The organism is Candidatus Williamhamiltonella defendens (genome assembly GCF_900699045.1).
Taxonomy (GTDB): Bacteria; Pseudomonadota; Gammaproteobacteria; order Enterobacterales; family Enterobacteriaceae; genus Hamiltonella; species Hamiltonella defensa_A.
In genome coordinates this window covers 187,722-208,265 of record NZ_CAADHL010000002.1, presented here as the reverse complement: position 1 = coordinate 208,265, position 20,544 = coordinate 187,722, and the positions used below count along the sequence as shown (strand labels likewise).

Sequence of the window (20,544 nt, the reverse complement as noted above, 5' to 3'; positions counted from 1 at the left end):
TTAAAAAAGGTTTTTAATAACAATAAATTAATAAAAATCAAGCCATAATATTTTCAAAAAATTTTTATAAAATTATTTTCTTTTTATAAAAAGATAGCGTTCAAGACAATTTCTGATTTGTGTTAAAAGATCACAATCAGTAAGATTTAAGTTTCTCAATTTAAAAGAGGCAAATTATGGCGATCGAACCGCCATCTAGCTATCAATTCTTAGCTGATATTATAAAATGCATTTTTAAAAAATGCGATAAAACTTTTTGGGTAATTTATAAATCAGATTCTTTAGAAGAGGTCAGTAGGTTTTATAAAAAGTTTATTCAGAATTTTGCGCACTGATTTAATCTAAATATAACGAAAAACTAGGAAGTAAGTAGTTTATAAAATAATTTATTCAAGGCATATTTATCATTTTTAGTTTTTGCTAACCGTTTTTTGCTTGAAGCAACTCGTTGTTACCTGCTGATAATTCCTATAAACATTTAATATAAACGCATAAAAAATCTGCCTGTTTTGTTAATATTTTTCTTCTTCAGTTCGGTAGCTGTCATCTAAGAAACTGTAAAAATCTTTTTTAACTCAACGGGTAACATATTGATCAATTGTTGTTGTGCTATTTTTCTATTTTTATACGCATCAGAAATATTATTATCATAATATATGATGGGTGTAGGAAGGTCACTCGTGATTACTTCACTGGCATCATGGTAGATCGCTAATAATGCAATACGTTCAACATTTAAATGGCCTTGGAATTGAAGATTTTTGATGATAGCGATAGCATGTGCAACAAAAGCAACTTGTAAACTGTGTTCAGAAACATTTTAGTACATACACTGCGCATTAACAGCCAACGATTAATAAGCTATAACCTATATCAATGTGCAAAAAGTGACTCATAGAAAATATTTTCCATTTTATTCATGTTTTAATTTATAGAGAACCGCTGAAGAACTGAGAAATAAATTTAATATTAGGCGAGAACAGTGTGATTTCTAAAAATAATCTGATACTGAAGACCGAATTTACACAAAATTTTCCCATAATGGTAATCACATTTATTGATCTGGGTTAAAAAGTCAGCGCGTTCTGTCCATTTCGTTTTCACTGCACTATTCACATAAAAAATGATGGAGTCTAACATAGACTATTTTTGTCGGTTCTTCAGCGTATTTCTATTTAAAAATACGATTTTAATCACAATTCAGAGGACCAATCGGTGGTTGCAATGATATTTAAATCGTTGCCAGGATTTGCGATAATATTATTGACATTTACTAATAAATTAACCTTCACTTGCTCAAATATATTTTGATTAGGATATGTAACATATATCACTGTGCTTATCTTGTTGCCATTTTTATCATTAACTTCAAATATGACCGATTAAATTTTACCTTTACTCTAAGAACATAATCAATCACTTTTGCTGTTAGTACTTTAAACGCAAACAAAGTGCGCAGTTTTTTTAGTATTCGGCAAAATGTTTCACCATCATTTGCATAACCGTTCAATTCATTGATTGCTTGATCAAAATTCATTATACCCGTAAAGGTAATCGGGCTTTGTTTATTCTCCTTATTAGTAAGCAGCAATGTCACGGACTGAATTTGTTTAAACCCATTATCATCTTTAGTTAAAGTATAATCTGTGACCTTTCCAGCCATCTCTTTTCTAATTTAAAAGAGATGTTTTGTTCTGTCCAGGCACGGAATAAGTAACTTGATTCATTATGCCAAGCCACTCTTCAGTTATTGGCATTAGTAGTTTTTTTCTTTAAAATCTCCTGCAAAAAACGCTTAAAACTTAACAAACTTAAGGGGGAGTCTTAGTTACGTTGTTTAAATGCATATCCAAACGCCGGCCAAACTTCATGTAATTTCTCTATAAAATTCCGAAAATCATGGCAACTATCAACTACATTACACCTATGTTAGGATGATAGAATGATCCAGATGCTAGGATCTTCTTTTTTTATAGATGCTACTAGCCATACACTGATTCCATGACGCAAAACAAATAAAAGTATTTTACTAATTTAGCGTAGTCTATCCATCAAGAATTGATGGCTATCATTGCGTAAATCTTGTACGAAATGGTTGATATAGTGATTTGAAAAGACCACTTTTATTCAAATGATCAATATAGGCTTCTTTTCCCACATCGCTATTTAAAGGTAAACGATGACTAAATTATAGCGATAATACATCTTTAAGCATAGGGCCTAATAACACGGTAGTAGTGATTAAGTAACTAATTTTTTAAAGCATTAATGCTGTCGTCTTTCCTTGAAACTATTTTAGGATATTGATCTACAATATACGCAATCATGCGCATATACTTCCTCCCACCGCCTGGTCTATGAACCCGTTCTTCTATGAGATAACGTGCAGATAAACCAAAAAAAAGGCTTTTTAATAAATTTTTGCCTTTGACTTATTACTCTTACTAATTAACACTTCACCTATTTCTAAAGCAATATCCTCAAGCTTATTAAGTAAGGCATAACCTTGGTTGAAATCAAATGCATACTCTTTTCGATTCTATCTCATACTTGATAGTAATGATTTATTTTTATGCCGCTTGTTTTTGTTTGATTGTTTTTATTTGCTAGAGTAGTTAAAATCCATTTAATGTTTTTAATAAATTACTTTTGATTAATAAGACCCTTACTGGTTTTTTGTTTAAGAATCACAGTCGTACTAGTGACTAAAACACAGGCTATCCTTTTCTTATGATTATCTTATGTTTTAGGCAGAACTTAATTTATATGGTGCGCATTTCTTATTCAAAATATATTACCGAGCATGATAAAGAGTCACTCTTTATAGAGAGTCATTCTTCTGTAATTTAAAATTTAATAATTTAGTTTTTAATTTTGGCTTTTTTAATTAAAAATATTTTATTAAATTTAATTTAAAGAAACGTCAGATGACGTTGGAAAACTTGAACTCTAGCACCCCACAGTAGTTTGATCGATAAAGAAAACCTATCTCCGTATAACCTCCATCTGTCAAAAGGAATACCCTGTAGGGAAGTAAGAAATATTGTTATTTCTTCTAATGGCCTTTCTCTTCGAAAAATTCACTATATCTATTTAACTTACGCAATTCCCCACTCAGTTGGTTAATTTCATTGGACAAAGTCATCAGTAATTCTGGTACAAGCAGTGGTATTAAGTGCGCTGCCGAATAAAATTTTAACGAACCCTGCAGAGTGCCCAAATACACATCAGAAAACCTAAAGGATCTAAGAAATTTTATCAATTAAACAGTGGCCTGTATAGTACATAGCGCTGGACGGAGCGCAGCATAGAGAAAAAATACGCACGGTTGCATTGCGGCCGGGTGATAACATTTACATAACCAATTTACTGTTTTTCCCTATATCTTCCCAAACGATAAGAAACCCTCCTGTTGTGAGAATAACCTCACGCAGGATCACCGCAGCAAAATCAAATTCCCCTTCAGCAGTAAGAATTTTTTCTTCTTCCAACATCACTTGACTGTATTTAGTATCTTCGCGTATTTCTCGTACACTAAGTTCGTTAACAAAAACAGTGGGCATAGTGATTGGGCTCTCTTTTCATTTAAATGAGGGCGCACGCCATTTATCTAGAGGAGAAACCCCTTGTCTTGTATTCTTTAATAGTGATTTCTGGTTTTTTTGAACGGTAATATATATAATTATCTTTTAAGAAAAAGCTTCCGCCTTTCCCAGAACTTCAAAGTCGAAGGGTACGGAATGCTATCGCCATGTTTTCGTTCCCTTCCCTAATCAATTTGACAATAAAACTCTTTTGATAACTCTAATAATAATTTACTAATTTAAAAAATTTTTATTCTTAGGTCATGTACTTCGGCTTGGCAGAATGGGGAGAGACACTGAGAGTGTTGGGCCAATTAGAAAGAATTAACGGTGAAAGTCCGAGATTACAAAGGCGTAACAGTCTGTCAATTCTTTCTACATAATGCTCGTGGCAATAGGGATAGGTGAAAAAGTGAACTGAAACAGTTCATATTGTTAAATTGGTGGAGCTGGGGGGATTTGAACCCCCGTCCGAAATAACTACACCATCGGCACTACATGCTTAGTCTATCCTTCATGTTATCTGCAAGCAGAGGATAGACACTCTATTAACAGATGAGCTTAATTAAATTTAACGCTTGAACCCTAAGCAAGGTCTTAACGCGAGCTCTTTTTATTTGACCCTTCTGGATCCCCGTCCTAAGAGCGGAGGCTAGGGAGAAAGGAGACCCTCAGTTTTGTAAGCTGATTAAGCGGCTAAAGCAGCTACTGGCATGTAGCCGTTAGCAGCGGGGCTGTTTTTATTAATTTTTGCAACTATTTTTTCACGGTTTTTTACGAGGCAACCGCCCCTCGGCATGCACCTTGGGCTTTGCTTATCCCGTCGAATCCATAATCAGCCCCAAAAGTGAACAGAGTGTAGCAAATAGATAGAGCATGAATCAATCAAGTTTTTTCAAAAAACGATTATTATGACTATTGGATCCTCCGATTTTTACAAAATCGCTATCTGTTCGCATTTTTCATAATGCGATCTTTATTGATTTTCCAGTCGCGATCTTTCATGCTGTCTCGTTTATCATATGTTTTCTTCCCTTTCGCCACGGCGATTTTAATTTTGCTCCAAGCATTTTTCCAATACATCGAAAGAGCAACGACCGTATAGCCTTCTCGATTGATACGACCAAATAAAGAATCTATTTCACGTTGTTTCAGGAGTAATTTTCGGGTACGCATGGATTCACAGACAGTATGAGTAGATGCCATGTTAAGAGGTGTGATAGTGGCGCCTAATAAAAAAGCTTCGCCTTTTTTTAAAAGAACGTAGCTGTCACTAATATTGACTTTACCGGCTCGAAGCGCTTTGACTTCCCAACCTTGTAAAACTACGCCTGCTTCAAATTCTTCTTCAATAAAGTATTCGTAGCGAGCACGTTTATTTTGTGCGATCGGGGCTGAGCCGGGTTTATATGTTTTTTTCTTGATCATAGTCTGGTGATTATACTGCATGAAGTATTAAATAAAATCTCATTTACATAAAATGTATTCTTGTTTATTACATTTTTCAAAAAAGTCGATTTTTATGTAAATTAATATGATCCGTCTTGCTACAAGACAAAGCCCCATGGCACTTTGTCAGGTACACTATGTGAAAACAGGTGTAGAATGTTTTCACCCTGATTGAAGATGATATTGCTACCTATGGTCACTCAAGATAATAATATACTCGGCACAGCTTTATCAAAAGTAGAGGGAAAAGGGCTTTTTGTAAAAGAATTAGAACGGGATATTTTAGATAATCGTGCGGATATTGCCGTGTATTCTATAAAGGATATGTCTCTTTATTGCCCAGAGAGATTGGGATTAGTCACATTGTGTAAGAAAGAGAATTCCAGAGATGCGTTTATTTATTTGCGATATCATGATGTCGCTCAATTTCCTGCAGATAGCGTAGAGGAACGTCCAACTGAAGGAGGCAATGTCAATTATACAAAAATTATTCCGGGATCGTTGTTCGAGATTTACGAGGTAATGTAAGGGCTCGTTTGAAAAAATTGGATCAAGAAGATTACAATTCCATTGTGTTAGCAGTCGCGTGTTTAAAACGTCTCTGGTTAGAAAATCGCATGACTCAGATTCTCAGGCCAGCAACATCATTGCCGTCATCAGATCAAGGTGCAATATCGATTGCATGCTGATTAGACGATACTGTCACACTTAAACTAGTTGCGACTTTAAATAATCGAACGTCTCAATTGAAGATCTCTTGTGAACGAGCTCTACTAAATCGCCTTGAAAGAGTCTGCCAGATCCCGATTGGTAGCTATGCTGAAATAGAAAAGAACGAGTTATGGCTCAGGGCTTTTGTTGGGGCTTCTGATGGACAGCTCATCATTCATGGTGAAAGACGAGGGAATTTTGATTCAGCGGAAAAGATCAGGTTTGAATTAGCGCATGAGTTGTTATCTCTGGGCGCAGAGGCAATTTTGACACAACTGAATCGACAATAGAGGATTTTATGATTGTTTTAGTTACCCGACCATTCACCAATGGGGGCAAAATTAATTCGATTTATTCAGTCGCATAGACATACTACCTATCATTGTCCCGTAATTGAATTTTCTCAATGGCAAGATCTAAGGAGTTGTCTCAACGGATAACACAGATGCGATAAGAGGATATGATATTTATTTTGTCAAAAACTACGATTGATTACTGAGCCTCTTTTTTTAAGAGGCAATCCTCTTTCATAACTTCCATTTATTTTTTATTATACCATTGCTCGAAATACGGCACAAGCATGGCAGAAGATCTAGGGTGATCAGAGGAAATGGAGGCAGAGAATTATTAGGTGACCGCTTGAAACAACGGGGCTCAGATCATTGATTGAAAGTGTTATAGACGTCATCCTGTTCACTATGATGGGGCACAAAAAGTATTCAATGACAGCGGTTAAAAGTAGATACTGTTGCGGTGACTAGCGAAGAAATACATACATCGTATGTATGCTCTGGTTCCTGAATGAGCGCGTTTTTCTTGGTTCATCAAATTTCGTTTGATAGTGATCAGTGTACGTTTGCTAATATAGCTACTCATTTGGGTTGGCATGATATTCAGATAGCTGAAAATGCAAGTAATGAATCCCTACTTCATACGGTGCTCTCAATTTAATGTAATGCACACTCGGCCTAATGATTAGGGCGCTTATATATGAAACAAGAAAAAAATCAGATAACAAAAACAGATAATATCTCTACTGAAGGATCAAGTGCCTCTAAAATATCTCAAAAAAAAACGGGACTGTTACAGATACTGTTGTTTTGTAGCCTCATTATCGGCCTGAGTGCTGCACTTTACTATTATGCTCAAAAGCAGCAGAAAGAAAACCAATCATTACAGGAAAAATTCATCAGATTAAAAAAAAATCAAGAAAATGAAAAAAAAGATCTCAAATTACAGCTAAAAAAACAGGAGGATGCTTTAAAACATTTGGCGATTCAAACAAAACAATCGACAGATAAACTTTCTGCATTAGAAAAAAAAATGGCCAATATTTCTGGGGATCCAGATCAAATTTGGTGTTTTTTTGAGGCAAATTTTTGGGCAAAAATGGCAGAGCGTAAATTATGGAGAGACAAAGACATTAACAGCGCGATTTTTTTTCTTAAAATTGCCGATGAAAATCTGGCAAAGCTTAATCAACCGGGTCTCATTCAAGTACGCCAGGCACTGATATCAGATATCAGCGCTTTATCTGCTTTACATCAGGTTGATATTGATGGAATCATTCTTAAGCTGAATCAAATGTCCGAACAAATCAATCATCTGCCTTTATCTGTGCTCCCCGAAAAAGGGGACTTTATGAAAAAGCAACTTTCCCCTGTGTCAAATTCACTTTCTGAGTGGCGAAAAAATCTCCAAAAAAATTGGGATCAATTTTTATCGTCATATATCACCGTTCGTCGCCGAGACACTAAGGCAGAGCCATTTTTATCGCCAGATCAAACGATTTATTTAAGAGAAAATATTCGCTCTTATCTGCTGATTGCCGCGCAGGCTGCCGCCCGAAATCAAAATACAATCTATCATCAGTCGCTTGGTATTCTCTCTACTTGGATACATATCTATTTAGACTCTAAAGATATTCAAAATCAATTATTTTTGGAAGATTTAAAAAATCTGCAGCAAAAAGACATTTCAATACAAATGCCTGCGTACATAAAAAGCCCTGCCTTACTAAAAAAAAGTTCTCATGCATTTATTCAAAGCCATCCTTTTTATTCTATTGAAGAGTAATAAAAATGCGGCGTATTTTACTGTCAGTATTTTTTCCTTTGGTCTGCATTGTTAGCTTTCTTTTTTTCCCCTCAGATCCAGGATACGTGCTCATCCGGGTCGATCATTATGATATTGAAACCACAGTAACAGGGATGATCATTTTATTAGGCGCTTTTTTCCTTTTTTTCTTTTTTATTATGCAATTTTTAAAGAGTATCTTTAATTTTCGGCGTAGGTTTATCCATCAACAATCGCTAACACAAGAAAAAGAAGCCTTGATAAAATTTCTGGAGGGAGATTTTCAAAAGGTAGAAAAGAAACTGATGTCTCAGATAAAAAAGGCAGAAAACCCAATATTCAACTATTTACTCACTGCGATGGCCGCTGAAAAAGAAAGCCGTTATGCCGATAGTGACCAATATCTTACTCAAGCAGAGCAATATATAAAAAAAAAAATTACAGGGGGAAAACAGGCAGAAAAAAATCAATTGACACTTAATATCACTCGCGTTCGTATTCAGCTCAGCCGAGGAGAGATTGATTTGGCACAAATCGGTATTTATCCCCTCTTAAAAAAAGCTCCAGAACATCCTGAAGTATTACGTTTGGCCGAGAAAATTTTTTTACAAACAAAATCTTATCCTTCTTTGCTAAAAATTTTACCAGTAATGCGAAAAATACGATTGCACCCAGAAAACGAAATACAGGCACTGGAAAAAACGCTTCATTAAAGCCTACCTACAACCACTATTTCAGATTTAAAACCGCGTTTAAAATCTGATTAAATCTGTTCATCACCTACTTAAGTTTAATCTGGGTATCAGTTAGAAAGATCACTAGGCTCACGTTTGTAAAATAATTACAAAAAATAAAAACATGAATAATGAATTCAGAATCACTTTATCAATTTTAACTTTCTCACCTCCTGCCTCATCACCTATAAACAAACGGAGAGACCCATTAAATGTAGTTAACATTATTCGGTATTAAAAAATAGCAAAACACACCATAACACTTTATGTGCTTACCCTTATGATACAAATTATCCCCGGTTTTTCCGAAACAGAGATTTTTGAAGAAGATACAATACTGACAGATAAGATCTAGTACCCTAAAGGGATAGAAATAACAAACCAAGCTAAAGTGATAAATGAAGGGGCTCTAAAAGTATCACTATTCACTGTTGAATATGATGCAATTAACGTGTCTGATGCTTGCACTTTAACCTTGAAAGAGGGAGAGGATGAACCGATTCAAATCCCAGTTAAAAATGTGATTGCTGGGTTATCTGCCTCTGATAAAAACACAAAAATTTATGCAGATAAAATTCATATCACAGGAATAGATTTTAATTACGGTATCATGACGACAGAAAAAGTAGATATAACCATTAACAATAACATCATTATCGGCAAAGATTCTAATCTGTCTGGTTTTTACGCCTTAAAACTAGGCACCAATATTGTTTCAAATAAAATCGATATTGCACCAACAAAAGAAAATTCTCATGGTGTCAAAGTGTTCGACGGTGCAAATGTATATATCAATAATATCACCATTACCGGAGAAGAGAAAAAATTTATCGGCATTTTATCTAAGGGAAAAAACACAACCCTGGCCATCAATAAGATAGATATCAATGTGAATGATTAAAAATATTGCTGTCAAGGCAAAAAATAGGGAAAAAGTAATTTTTAAAGGTAGCAACAATATTACCGATAAGGAAGACAATATTTACGGTTTTTTGGCCAGCGGACATGGAACAAATTGTGAGATGAATGAAATGACAACAACAATGAATGCTAAAAAATGCAGCGGTGTTAAATCTCCCGCCGGTGTCAGGGTCTCTATCGGCGCAACTGGCATTATATACGAAGGTAGCGCGATTACCGTCACAGGGAATAATGTTGACGACATGTCGACAAAGGGGGCTCATTCAAATTTAATGGCCAATCAACTGATAATAAACATCCATAGCAACGACATCGGAGCTATCACAATTCAAAGTGGGGCAATAAGATTGATGAAAACAGCAGCGTGACTACCACAGGCGCATTGTCTCATGCACTAAGGCTGTTCCATAACAGTAGATTAAAAATCAATGATTCTCATATCGAAAAAACAAAAACAGATGCAGCAATTGTTTATGGAGAACCCACAGACTCTGAAGAAAAAAGAGAGAGTGTACTTTAAATTAAAGGGAATTCCTTAAAGGCTGGCGCTGATCTCATTCTGTCAAAAGGTGGAGCCATCCCAGTTGTTCTAAACAATGTAATTGCCTCCCCTCCCGGAAGTGGATACGCCCTGAATGTCGTTTATAATTGAGAGATTAATTTGGAGGTGAAACAAACAAAACTGTACAGTAATCTTTTATTGGACAATGTCAGCAAAGCCACTGTAAATTTATCAAATTAGAGTCAGTTAAATGAGTGGTTCAAGGCGACTAATTTATTCGTCGACCCTACTAGAACCTGGTTGGTCGCAGGTCATCCCATTTTACAATAGTTAAAAAATGAAAAATATTACATTTACATCTTAGAACAACATTTTTAATACAATAACAACAAACGATTATCGCGGTAACAATAGAACAATAATCTTTAATACACGCTTAAGAAGTGATGATTCTCCCACAGATAGATGGATTATAAACAACAACTCAAAAGAAACCACCTTTATTAAAGTGAACAATTTTTGCGGTGAAAAGGCACAAACAAAAGGGGGAGTAAAATCACTGAGATAAAAGAAAAAGAATCTGAGGGAAGATTGATTCAAGACGGGCGTCTTGTTGCAGTGGCTTATTATTACTACCTGAAAAAGGTAGTTAATCTGGAAGAGATGAAACCAGATGCTATCTGGTCTCTTACAGACCTGAGGTCCCCAATAATTCTCTCTCCTTCTGCTCGTCTTCCTTCTGCTCCTGTTATTTCAAGTACACTTCGGACCTGAGATCCTAAGCTATGCCACAATCTTCACGCGTCTAATACGATGTTTCAAATGACGTTACATGAACGTCTGGGAAAAATTTAGTATACATGCTGCTAGCAAGCGAAAGGCCGACCTACGCCATCTGGATAAGGGACATAGGAGGTCATCATACCAGCTACATATCAGGCATCCGCATGCAATCTCACCGCTATGTTATAATGCGCGACGGAGACATCGCAGTGGTCTTCAGACGGCCTGAACAATTACCTTACCATGTAGGATTTTGGACGAATATAGACAAGGCTATCACACCGACGCCCATCACGATAACAGCGATTTATCCTCCCAAGGAAAAGTCATAGGCTCCAGCATAGAGAACGGACCTATGCTACCTGGTATAAGAGCAACGACACCGCTTCTCGTTTGACATCGATACCTGGGCGCTTTATCACTGATTTGATAATGCCGTACAGGAAAGAGCGCCCACCGAGTTGTACAAAAACAGGAGGTTAAGCGCAGCGGTATAGAGCGGATATTCCTTTACGGTCGCGTAGGTTCTCTCACGCTCTGGCATATTTCACTCTTTTTGGGTCCAGCCCACCGCCCAGCTAACTTGGATGGACGTCAAACCGCAGGACTGACACTGAAACCAACGGCATCCTGGTGACGGTCTAAGCGGACATCTCAAAACCTGGATTGGTTTACGTGTGCATTTGCTTGGGCACAGCCTACAGGATGAAGGGAAATATCGCGAGTTTGAACCTTTTGTTGAACCGAATTGGATACATAATCTCGAACACGTGGCCATCCGCATGAACGACTCAAGACATGAGATTCAGGGCAACCGTCATATCGCTTAATTCAAAACCGGAGTAGCAGCGAAAATGAATGGGTATTTATATTTGTGGGGACATGTGGCGCATGAAATAGGCAAAAAAAGATACAAAGATACTCAAGGGGTGATGGGCGTTCAATATCATTTTAAAATAAAGTTGAGTTGCGTTAATAAAAAATCCCTCGATTCAATCGAGGGATTTTTCTAGAAAAGCTAAATGCTATCGATATGAGGTTTCACGAAAAAAATAAATAAAAAATCGGTAAAACACTCGTTTTTTATAATGAGCCGAGTATTTCTAGTTAGACTGATTAAACCCTGCATTCAGTAATTCAGCCAAGTGAGCACTCGCTTCATCGGCACTGATTTGCAGAGCATCTGATCCCCATTTTTCTTCTTTTTGTTTTTGCTGCTTACGATTCTGATGGTAAGCATAACCAGTACCAGCGGGAATTAAACGGCCCACAATAACATTCTCTTTTAAACCACGAAGTCCGTCTCTTTTACCTGATACCGCCGCATCTGTGAGTACTCTAGTGGTTTCTTGAAAGGAGGCAGCCGAAATAAAGGACTCTGTTGCCAAAGAGGCTTTTGTGATCCCCAATAAATCATGCATGTAAATAGCAGGGATCTTACCCTCAGATTCAAGCTTACGATTTACAAGCTTAACGCTTGATACTTCAACTTGTTCACCCTCTAGAAGGTCCGTACTACCTGAGCTCACTATGGTTACTTTTCGTAGCATCTGTCGCACAATCACTTCAATATGCTTGTCGTTTATTTTAACTCCCTGAAGACGATAGACCTCTTGTACTTCATTAGTAATATAACGAGTGACAGCATGTACCCCTCTCAGACGAAGAATATCATGGGCGGATTCTGGGCCATCAGATACGACATCACCACGTTCAACAACCTCTCCCTCAAAGACGTTGAGTTGACGCCATTTTGGGATCATCTCTTCATAGACATCGCTTCCATCCAAAGGTGAAATTACTAAACGACGTTTGCCTTTCGTTTCTTTACCGAAGGAAATAATACCGCTGATTTCAGCTAAAATAGCAGGCTCTTTTGGTCGGCGCGCTTCAAATAAATCTGCCACCCTTGGAAGCCCCCCTGTGATGTCTTTAGTACCACCAGATTCTTGAGGAATACGGGCCAAGGTGTCGCCAGCAGTAATTTGAATACCATCTTCTAATTGCACAATCGCTTTACCCGGTAAGAAATATTGAGCCAGTATATCCGTACCTGGGATCAAGACGCCTTTACCTTCGGCATCTACTATTTTTAATGCAGGTCGTAAATCTTTCCCACTTCCGATACGCTCTGAACTATCAAGCACAACCAGGGATGATAGCCCTGTGAGCTCATCTGTTTGTCTGATAATGGTTTGACTATCGACCATGTCCGCAAAGCGAATGAAGCCACTGACTTCGGTGATGACAGGCATAGTGTGAGGATCCCAGTTGGCCACTGTTTCTCCAGAATTTACCTCCGCTCCATCACCTTTAGCCATGACTGCACCATAAGGCACTCTGTAGCTTTCTTTGGTACGCCCAAAATCATCGAGTAATTTCAATTCGGTATTACGAGAAGTGATGACTAGTTTACCTGAAGCATTCATCACGAATTTGGCATTTCCTAACTTCAGATTTCCTTTGATTTTGACTTGAATACTAGATTCTGCCGCTGCTCTGGATGCTGCCCCTCCTATGTGGAAAGTACGCATCGTGAGCTGAGTCCCTGGTTCACCGATAGATTGCGCGGCAATAACACCCACTGCTTCTCCCTTATTGATGATATGACCCCGAGCGAGATCTCGTCCATAACAATGAGCGCAAACACCAAAATCAGTTTCACAACTGACGACTGAACGAACTTTGACACTATCTACTGAGTGCTCTTCTAGTAGATCACAGTATTTTTCACTCAGTAAAGTATTACGTGGAATTAAGATATCTGCCCTTCCTGGTTTCAAGACTTCTTCTGCAGTTACTCTGCCTAATACACGCTCTCTTAGGGGCTCTTTAACGTCTCCTCCTTCAATAACCGGTGTCATTAAAATACCGTCATGTGTTCCACAGTCATCTTCAGTGATTACCAAATCTTGTGCAACATCGACCAAACGCCTCGTTAGATAACCGGAATTCGCTGTTTTCAAGGCCGTATCAGCCAATCCCTTACGCGCACCATGCGTCGAAATAAAGTATTGCAGTACGTTTAAGCCTTCACGGAAATTAGCTGTAATCGGGGTTTCAATAATAGAGCCATCTGGTTTTGCCATTAAGCCACGCATGCCTGCTAATTGCCGAATTTGAGCTGCAGACCCTCTTGCGCCTGAATCAGACATCATGAATATGCTGTTAAAAGACACCTGTTGCTCTTCGACACCCTCACGGTTTAGTACGTTTTCAACAGACAGATTTTTCATCATCGCTTTGGCAACACGTTCATTAGCCGCTGCCCAAATATCGATGACTTTATTATAACGTTCACCTGCTGTGACTAAACCTGACTGAAATTGCTCCTGTATTTCCGCTACTTCTGATTCGGCTTCCGAAATAATTTCTGCTTTTTTAATCGGAATCACCATGTCGTCGATTCCAACAGAAACCCCTGATCGCGCAGCATAAGCAAAACCGGTATACATGATTTTATCTGCGAAAACCACCGTAGATTTTAATCCTAAAATACGATAACAACTGTTTAACATTTTTGAGATACTTTTTTTATTTAAAGGTTGATTGACCATAGAATAAGCTAAACCTTTAGGTACAATCATCCATAAAATAGCCCGCCCAATAGTTGTATCCATCAAGGTTGTTTGCGAAACAAAATCTCCTTCCGTGTTCCTGATTTCTTCAGAAATGCGAACTTTGACCTTCGCATGTAAAGAAGCGAGGCCTAAACGATATACCAGCTCTGCTTCTCTAGGGCTTCTTAAAAGCATGCCTGCCCCTTTGGCGTTAACACAGTCGCGAGTCATGTAGTAAAGGCCCAAAACAACGTCTTGAGAAGGCACTATAATAGGCTCACCATTAGCAGGCGATAAAATATTGTTGGTCGACATCATCAGGGCACGTGCTTCAAGCTGTGCTTCTAGAGTTAGGGGGACATGTACGGCCATTTGATCGCCATCAAAATCTGCGTTGTAAGCCGCGCAAACTAGAGGATGTAGCTGAATGGCTTTGCCTTCAATTAAAATAGGCTCAAATGCCTGAATGCCTAGACGGTGTAATGTAGGCGCACGATTGAGCAATACAGGATGTTCACGAATAACGTCGTCTAAAATATCCCATACAACTGCTTCTTCACGCTCTACCATTTTTTTAGCAGCTTTAATGGTAGTCGCATAACCATGTAACTCAAGCTTTCCATAAATAAAAGGTTTGAATAGCTCAAGTGCCATTTTTTTTGGCAACCCACATTGATGCAAGCGTAAATAAGGTCCAACCGTAATAACAGAACGGCCTGAGTAATCCACACGTTTACCTAATAAATTTTGCCGAAAACGTCCTTGCTTTCCTTTAATCATGTCTGCCAAAGATTTCAATGGGCGTTTGTTGGAGCCCATAATAGCCCGCCCACGACGGCCGTTATCTAGAAGAGCGTCAACCGATTCTTGTAACATCCGTTTTTCATTACGCACGATAATTTCAGGAGCCGCTAAATCAAGAAGACGTTTTAATCGGTTATTACGATTGATGACCCTGCGATAAAGATCATTGAGATCAGAAGTTGCAAAGCGCCCTCCGTCTAAAGGTACCAATGGACGCAAGTCTGGGGGTAATACAGGTAAGACGGTAAGCACCATCCATTTAGGTTTATTACCAGATTGAATAAAGGCTTCCAACAATTTGATACGTTTCGTTAATTTTTTGCGTTTTGTTTCAGAATTTGTTTCATTCAATTCTTCTCGTAAAAGCTGACATTCTGCTTTTAAATCTAAATTTTTGAGAAGAAGCTGGATGGCTTCTGCCCCCATTTTTGCATCAAATTCATCACCAAATTCTTCAAGTGCATCTAAATATTGTTCTTCGGTAAGAATTTGCCGACGTTCAAGGTTGGTCATACCACCTTCAACCACAATATAGGATTCAAAATACAATACACGCTCGATGTCACGTAAAGGAATATCTAATAAAAGGCCAATACGAGACGGTAAGGATTTTAAAAACCAGATATGTGCAGTGGGTGAAGCCAACTCGATATGGCCCATACGATCGCGACGTACTTTGGTTTGTGTCACTTCGACACCACATTTTTCACAAATGACCCCACGATGTTTTAAACGCTTATACTTGCCACATAAACACTCATAATCTTTCACCGGGCCAAAGATACGGGCACAAAAAAGCCCATCCCGTTCCGGCTTAAAGGTACGGTAATTAATGGTCTCTGGTTTTTTAACTTCACCAAATGACCACGAACGAATCATATCTGGAGATGCCAAGGCAATTTTAATTGCATCAAACTCTTCAGTTTTATTTTGTGCCTTAATAAATTTTATTAAATCTTTCACGTATTGGCCCCTGTCGGAGTTAAGACTGAGAAATACCCAAACCTAAGCTTGAATGCAACTGTAACTAACGCACTGATCGTATCTTTAAAATTTAAAAGCCTACGCTCTAACAAAAAGACCTTTTACAAAATCGACCTTAGACTTGTAGCTTTAGTATTGGGCGGTGCTGGGTATTTTGATGTACTCTATGTAAACGAAGATACATGAGCTCCCGGTATCTTGAATCAAAAGCCCTCTCCGAGTTTTGCAAAAGGTCTAATAAATTTATTCTTCTAATTCAATATTAATTCCGAGCGAACGAATTTCCTTTAAAAGTACGTTAAAGGATTCGGGTATACCCGCCTCCATACGGTGATTACCATCAACAATATTTTTATACATCTTGGTGCGCCCATTGACGTCATCGGATTTCACTGTAAGCATCTCTTGTAATGTGTAAGCAGCACCATAGGCTTCTAGTGCCCAGACTTCCATTTCACCAAACCGTTGCCCGCCAAATTGCGCTTTACCCCCCAGAGGCTGTTGAGTCACCAGACTGTAAGAGCCGGTAGAACGAGAGTGCATTTTATCATCCACGAGATGATTTAATTTGAGCATGTACATATAACCGACTGTCACAGGGCGCTCAAATTGTTCACCGGTTCTCCCATCAAACAAATTAATTTGACCAGAAGTAGGGAGATTTGCCAATTTTAACAATTGTTTAATTTCTTTTTCTTTGGCACCATCAAAAACAGGGGTTGCAATAGTCATGCCTTTTTTCAGGTTCTCAGCTAAAGACAATATTTCTTTGTCGGAAAAAGTACTTAAATCTACTGTTTGACAAATGCCGTCCCCGAGATCATAGGCTTTTTGAATAAATTTACGCAGCTTAGAGACACGTTCATTCTTTTTTAGCATTTCATTGATTTTGTTTCCAATCCCCTTAGCAGCCATCCCTAAATGGGTCTCTAAAATTTGACCAATATTCATTCGTGAAGGAACACCTAATGGACTTAATACAATATCGACTGGATTGCCTTCTTCATCATAAGGCATATCTTCTACAGGATTGATTTTAGAAATAACACCTTTATTGCCATGGCGGCCCGCCATTTTATCGCCTGGCTGAATCTGACGTTTGACCGCCAAATAAACTTTAACAATTTTAAGGACCCCTGGAGCCAAATCATCACCTTGGGTAATTTTTCGGCGTTTCACTTCCATTTTTTTATCAAACCCAGCTTTCATTTCATCGTATTGTTCGGCTAATTTCTCGAGCTGCTCTTGTTTTTGTTCTTCAGAAAGAGGCAATTCCAACCACCGCTCACAAGGTAATCGACTTAGTTTTTCAGATGTGATACCTCCAGAAATAAGAACCGCTTTGATGCGCCCAAATAAAGCCGCTTCTAGAATTTTAAATTCTTCGGAGAGATCTTTTTTGACTTTTTTTAGCTCCATTTCTTCAATTTCTAATGCACGTTTGTCTTTTTCTACACCATCTCTTGTGAAAATTTGTACATCAATCACAGTAGCAGAAACACCATTAGGTACACGTAAAGAAGAATCTTTTACATCAGATGCTTTCTCTCCAAAAATGGCCCGCAGCAATTTTTCTTCTGGAGTTAATTGAGTTTCACCTTTAGGCGTAACTTTACCTACTAAAATATCACCACCATTGACTTCTGCACCTATGTATACAATTCCGGATTCGTCCAGTTTAGACAGCGCGGATTCTCCAACGTTAGGAATGTCTGCGGTGACCTCTTCAGAACCTAATTTGGTATCACGAGAAATACAAGCCAATTCTTGAATTTGAATAGTGGTAAAACGATCTTCTTGCATAACGCGTTCAGAAACCAAGATTGAGTCTTCAAAGTTATATCCATTCCAAGGCATGAAAGCCACTCGCATATTTTGGCCTAATGCAAGTTCACCTAAATCTGTTGAAGGGCCGTCGGCAAGTACATTACCTCGTTCAACTAGTTCCCCTAGATTGATACATGGTATTTGGTTAATGCAGGTATTTTGATTGGAACGCGTATATTTGTTGAGATTGTAAATATCAATCCCGGCTTCACCTGGATGCATTTCGTTTTCATTGACCTTTATAACAATACGAGATGCATCGACATACTGAACACTGCCTCCTCGCCGAGCAACGCAAGTGACACCTGAATCAACAGCCACAGCGCGTTCCATACCTGTACCAACCAAAGGTTTATCCGCACGTAAAGTAGGAACAGCTTGGCGTTGCATGTTCGCACCCATGAGAGCACGGTTAGCATCATCGTGTTCTAGGAATGGAATTAAAGACGCCCCTACAGAGACAATCTGTTGCGTTGAAACATCCATATAGTCGACTTGTTCTTTGCTAAACAAGCTCGATTCACCTTTATTACGGCACGTTACTAAATCTTCAATAAAGTAACCGTTATCATCTAGATTTGAGTTCGCCTGGGCGATAACAAAGTTGCCTTCTTCGATGGCGGATAAATAATGAATTTCATTGGTGACTGCACCTTCATGTACACTTCGATAGGGTGTTTCTAAAAAACCGTATTCGTTCGTGCACGCATACACAGATAAAGAGTTAATTAAACCGATGTTTGGACCTTCAGGCGTTTCAATAGGACAAACTCTACCGTAATGGGTAGGATGAACATCTCGAACTTCAAAACCTGCTCGTTCTCGCGTCAATCCACCTGGACCTAAAGCAGAAATACGTCGCTTATGTGTAATTTCAGATAATGGATTATTTTGATCCATAAATTGAGAGAGCTGGCTAGAGCCAAAAAATTCTTTGACTGCCGCAGAAATGGGCTTAGCGTTGATCATATCTTGTGGCATTAGGGTATCGAGATCGCCTAAAGAAAGACGTTCTTTAACCGCTCTTTCAACACGCACTAAACCGATACGAAACTGATTCTCTGCCATTTCGCCAACAGAACGGATACGACGATTACCTAGATGATCAATATCGTCAATTTCACCTTTACCATTACGAATGCCAATCAATTTTTTCATTACTTCAGTAATATCTTCTTTACTTAAAATGCCTGATCCTTCGATTTCATCACGTAATAATGATCGATTAAATTTCATTCTACCCACTGCGGATAAGTCATAACGCTCTTCGGAAAAGAATAAATTTTCGAATAAATTTTCAGCTGCTTCACGTGTTGGAGGTTCGCCTGGACGCATCATACGATAAATTTCAACCAAAGCACTTAGGCGATCGGTGGTAGGATCAACCTTTAAAGTTTGAGAGATATAATCTCCATGATCTAAATCATTAGTGAATATGGTTTCAATTTGCTGATGACCGGCTTGGCTGAGTTTAGACAACAAATCAAATGAAAGTTCTGTATTAACAGAACATATCAATTCACCTGTATTTTCATCGATATAATCTTGTGCGACAACTTTACCAATAATGTATTCGATAGGGACTTCAATACACTGAATTTTGTCTTTATTAAGTTGACGAATATGGCGAGCAGTAACACGGCGACCCTTTTCAACATAAATTTTGCCATTGATTTGAATATCAAAAGAAGCTGTTTCACCACGAAGACGTTCTGGAACTAAATTCATTTCTAATTTGTCGTTACAAATTTTAAAGCGTACTTTTTCAAAAAATAAATTCAAAATGTCAGTGGTAGTATAATCCAATGCGCGTAAAATGATTGTTGCAGGGAGTTTACGGCGACGGTCAATACGTACAAATAGATTATCTTTTGGATCAAACTCTAAATCCAACCAAGATCCGCGATAAGGAATCACTCTTGCATTGTAAAGAACTTTGCCCGATGAATGTGTTTTACCTTTATCGCTGTCAAAAAAAACACCGGGGCTACGATGTAACTGAGAGACCACCACCCTTTCAGTACCGTTAACAATAAAAGTACCATTTTCAGTCATCAGTGGAATTTCTCCCATATAGACCTCTTGTTCTTTGATGTCTTTAATTGTACCTTCTGGCGCTTCTTTTTCATAAACAACGAGGCGTAGTTTAACTCGTAAAGGTGCAGAGTAAGTTGCCCCGCGAATTTGGCATTCTTTAACGTCAAATACAGGTTCACCAAGACGATAGTTGACATACTGTAATTCAGAGTAAGCACTGTAACTCTGAATAGGAAAAACAGAACGAAATGCAGCTTCTAGACCTTGTTGCCCTTTTGGATCTTGCTCGATAAATTTTTGAAACGAATCGAGCTGGATAGAAAGCAGATAAGGTATATCTAATACCTGTGGACGCTTTCCAAAATTTTTACGAATCCGTTTTTTCTCGGTATAGGAGTAGACCATAGGTTCCTCAGCTCGCTTTCAATGACCTAGTCTGCCCCTTTAAGGCAATGAATAAAATTTTTCATTGCAACACAGACAAAATGGTTTTTATTCGTGCTATCACAAAAAATGTTTAACGAATGCTTTAAAAGGGCGATTTATACAACACGATTTTTTAGATAACTGTC

Annotated in this window: 11 protein-coding genes, 1 other RNA gene and 2 pseudogenes; 7 read left to right on the top strand and 7 right to left on the bottom strand. The window is 38.1% G+C overall.

The window, feature by feature from the left end:
• Positions 1–336 precede the first annotated feature (336 nt).
• The 5 genes and pseudogenes from yfbR to smpB all read right to left on the bottom strand — a co-directional run bounded on the left by yfbR (position 337) and on the right by smpB (position 5,012).
• Positions 337–840 (bottom strand): annotated as a pseudogene (gene yfbR, locus CICURV3402_RS04065) (5'-deoxynucleotidase).
• A 499-nt stretch (positions 841–1,339) separates the two neighbouring features.
• Positions 1,340–1,663 carry a hypothetical protein gene (locus tag CICURV3402_RS06710; protein ID WP_235667646.1) on the bottom strand — a complete coding sequence of 108 codons (324 nt, stop codon included), beginning with the start codon at positions 1,661–1,663 and terminating at the stop codon, positions 1,340–1,342.
• Positions 1,664–3,353: 1,690 nt separating this feature from the next.
• Positions 3,354–3,563, bottom strand: a complete 210-nt coding sequence (locus CICURV3402_RS04055) for a hypothetical protein (protein ID WP_158379949.1) — start codon at positions 3,561–3,563, stop codon at positions 3,354–3,356.
• 462 nt (positions 3,564–4,025) lie between these two features.
• Positions 4,026–4,427: a transfer-messenger RNA gene (ssrA, locus tag CICURV3402_RS04050) on the bottom strand.
• A 102-nt stretch (positions 4,428–4,529) separates the two neighbouring features.
• Positions 4,530–5,012 (bottom strand): SsrA-binding protein SmpB, encoded by a 483-nt coding sequence (gene smpB / locus CICURV3402_RS04045; RefSeq protein ID WP_158379948.1) that lies wholly within the window; start codon positions 5,010–5,012, stop codon positions 4,530–4,532.
• A gap of 106 nt (positions 5,013–5,118) precedes the next feature.
• On the opposite strand from smpB, the pseudogene hemC reads away from it, so the two are divergent.
• The 7 genes and pseudogenes from hemC to CICURV3402_RS06705 all read left to right on the top strand — a co-directional run bounded on the left by hemC (position 5,119) and on the right by CICURV3402_RS06705 (position 11,590).
• Positions 5,119–6,034, top strand: a pseudogene (gene hemC, locus CICURV3402_RS04040) (hydroxymethylbilane synthase).
• 700 nt (positions 6,035–6,734) lie between these two features.
• Entirely contained in the window at positions 6,735–7,820 is a 1,086-nt protein-coding gene (gene hemX / locus CICURV3402_RS04035) for a uroporphyrinogen-III C-methyltransferase (protein WP_158379947.1), read from the top strand.
• A gap of 5 nt (positions 7,821–7,825) precedes the next feature.
• On the top strand, positions 7,826–8,533 hold the full coding sequence (locus CICURV3402_RS04030) for a heme biosynthesis HemY N-terminal domain-containing protein (RefSeq protein WP_158379945.1): 708 nt from the start codon (positions 7,826–7,828) through the stop codon (positions 8,531–8,533).
• A 412-nt stretch (positions 8,534–8,945) separates the two neighbouring features.
• Complete coding sequence (locus CICURV3402_RS04025; protein WP_158379944.1) at positions 8,946–9,455, top strand: hypothetical protein; 510 nt, start codon at positions 8,946–8,948, stop codon at positions 9,453–9,455.
• Complete coding sequence (locus CICURV3402_RS04020; protein ID WP_158379943.1) at positions 9,448–9,843, top strand: hypothetical protein; 396 nt, start codon at positions 9,448–9,450, stop codon at positions 9,841–9,843. The genes CICURV3402_RS04025 and CICURV3402_RS04020 overlap by 8 nt, the downstream gene beginning before the upstream one ends.
• Before the next feature lie 504 nt (positions 9,844–10,347).
• Positions 10,348–10,545 carry an autotransporter outer membrane beta-barrel domain-containing protein gene (locus tag CICURV3402_RS04015; protein WP_158380021.1) on the top strand — a complete coding sequence of 66 codons (198 nt, stop codon included), beginning with the start codon at positions 10,348–10,350 and terminating at the stop codon, positions 10,543–10,545.
• A gap of 898 nt (positions 10,546–11,443) precedes the next feature.
• Positions 11,444–11,590: a hypothetical protein gene (locus CICURV3402_RS06705; protein ID WP_235667645.1), complete on the top strand. Its 147-nt coding sequence runs from the start codon at positions 11,444–11,446 to the stop codon at positions 11,588–11,590.
• 273 nt (positions 11,591–11,863) lie between these two features.
• Here the strand turns inward: CICURV3402_RS06705 and rpoC are convergent, their stop codons facing one another.
• Together rpoC and rpoB are read right to left on the bottom strand one after the other, a co-directional pair.
• A complete protein-coding gene (rpoC, locus tag CICURV3402_RS04005; protein ID WP_158379938.1) occupies positions 11,864–16,087 on the bottom strand; it encodes a DNA-directed RNA polymerase subunit beta' in 4,224 nt (1,407 codons plus the stop codon).
• A 264-nt stretch (positions 16,088–16,351) separates the two neighbouring features.
• Positions 16,352–20,377, bottom strand: coding sequence for a DNA-directed RNA polymerase subunit beta (gene rpoB, locus CICURV3402_RS04000; RefSeq protein WP_158379937.1), 4,026 nt, complete (start codon positions 20,375–20,377; stop codon positions 16,352–16,354).
• Between the last annotated feature and the right edge of the window lie 167 nt (positions 20,378–20,544).

Bases quoted from the DNA above. Each gene is read 5' to 3' on its own strand.
- CICURV3402_RS06710 (WP_235667646.1), bottom strand. From the start codon at position 1,663: ATGGCTGGAAAGGTCACAGATTATACTTTAACTAAAGATGATAATGGG.
- CICURV3402_RS04055 (WP_158379949.1), bottom strand. From the start codon at position 3,563: ATGCCCACTGTTTTTGTTAACGAACTTAGTGTACGAGAAATACGCGAA.
- smpB (WP_158379948.1), bottom strand. From the start codon at position 5,012: ATGATCAAGAAAAAAACATATAAACCCGGCTCAGCCCCGATCGCACAA.
- hemX (WP_158379947.1), top strand. From the start codon at position 6,735: ATGAAACAAGAAAAAAATCAGATAACAAAAACAGATAATATCTCTACT.
- CICURV3402_RS04030 (WP_158379945.1), top strand. From the start codon at position 7,826: ATGCGGCGTATTTTACTGTCAGTATTTTTTCCTTTGGTCTGCATTGTT.
- CICURV3402_RS04020 (WP_158379943.1), top strand. From the start codon at position 9,448: ATGATTAAAAATATTGCTGTCAAGGCAAAAAATAGGGAAAAAGTAATT.
- rpoB (WP_158379937.1), bottom strand. From the start codon at position 20,377: ATGGTCTACTCCTATACCGAGAAAAAACGGATTCGTAAAAATTTTGGA.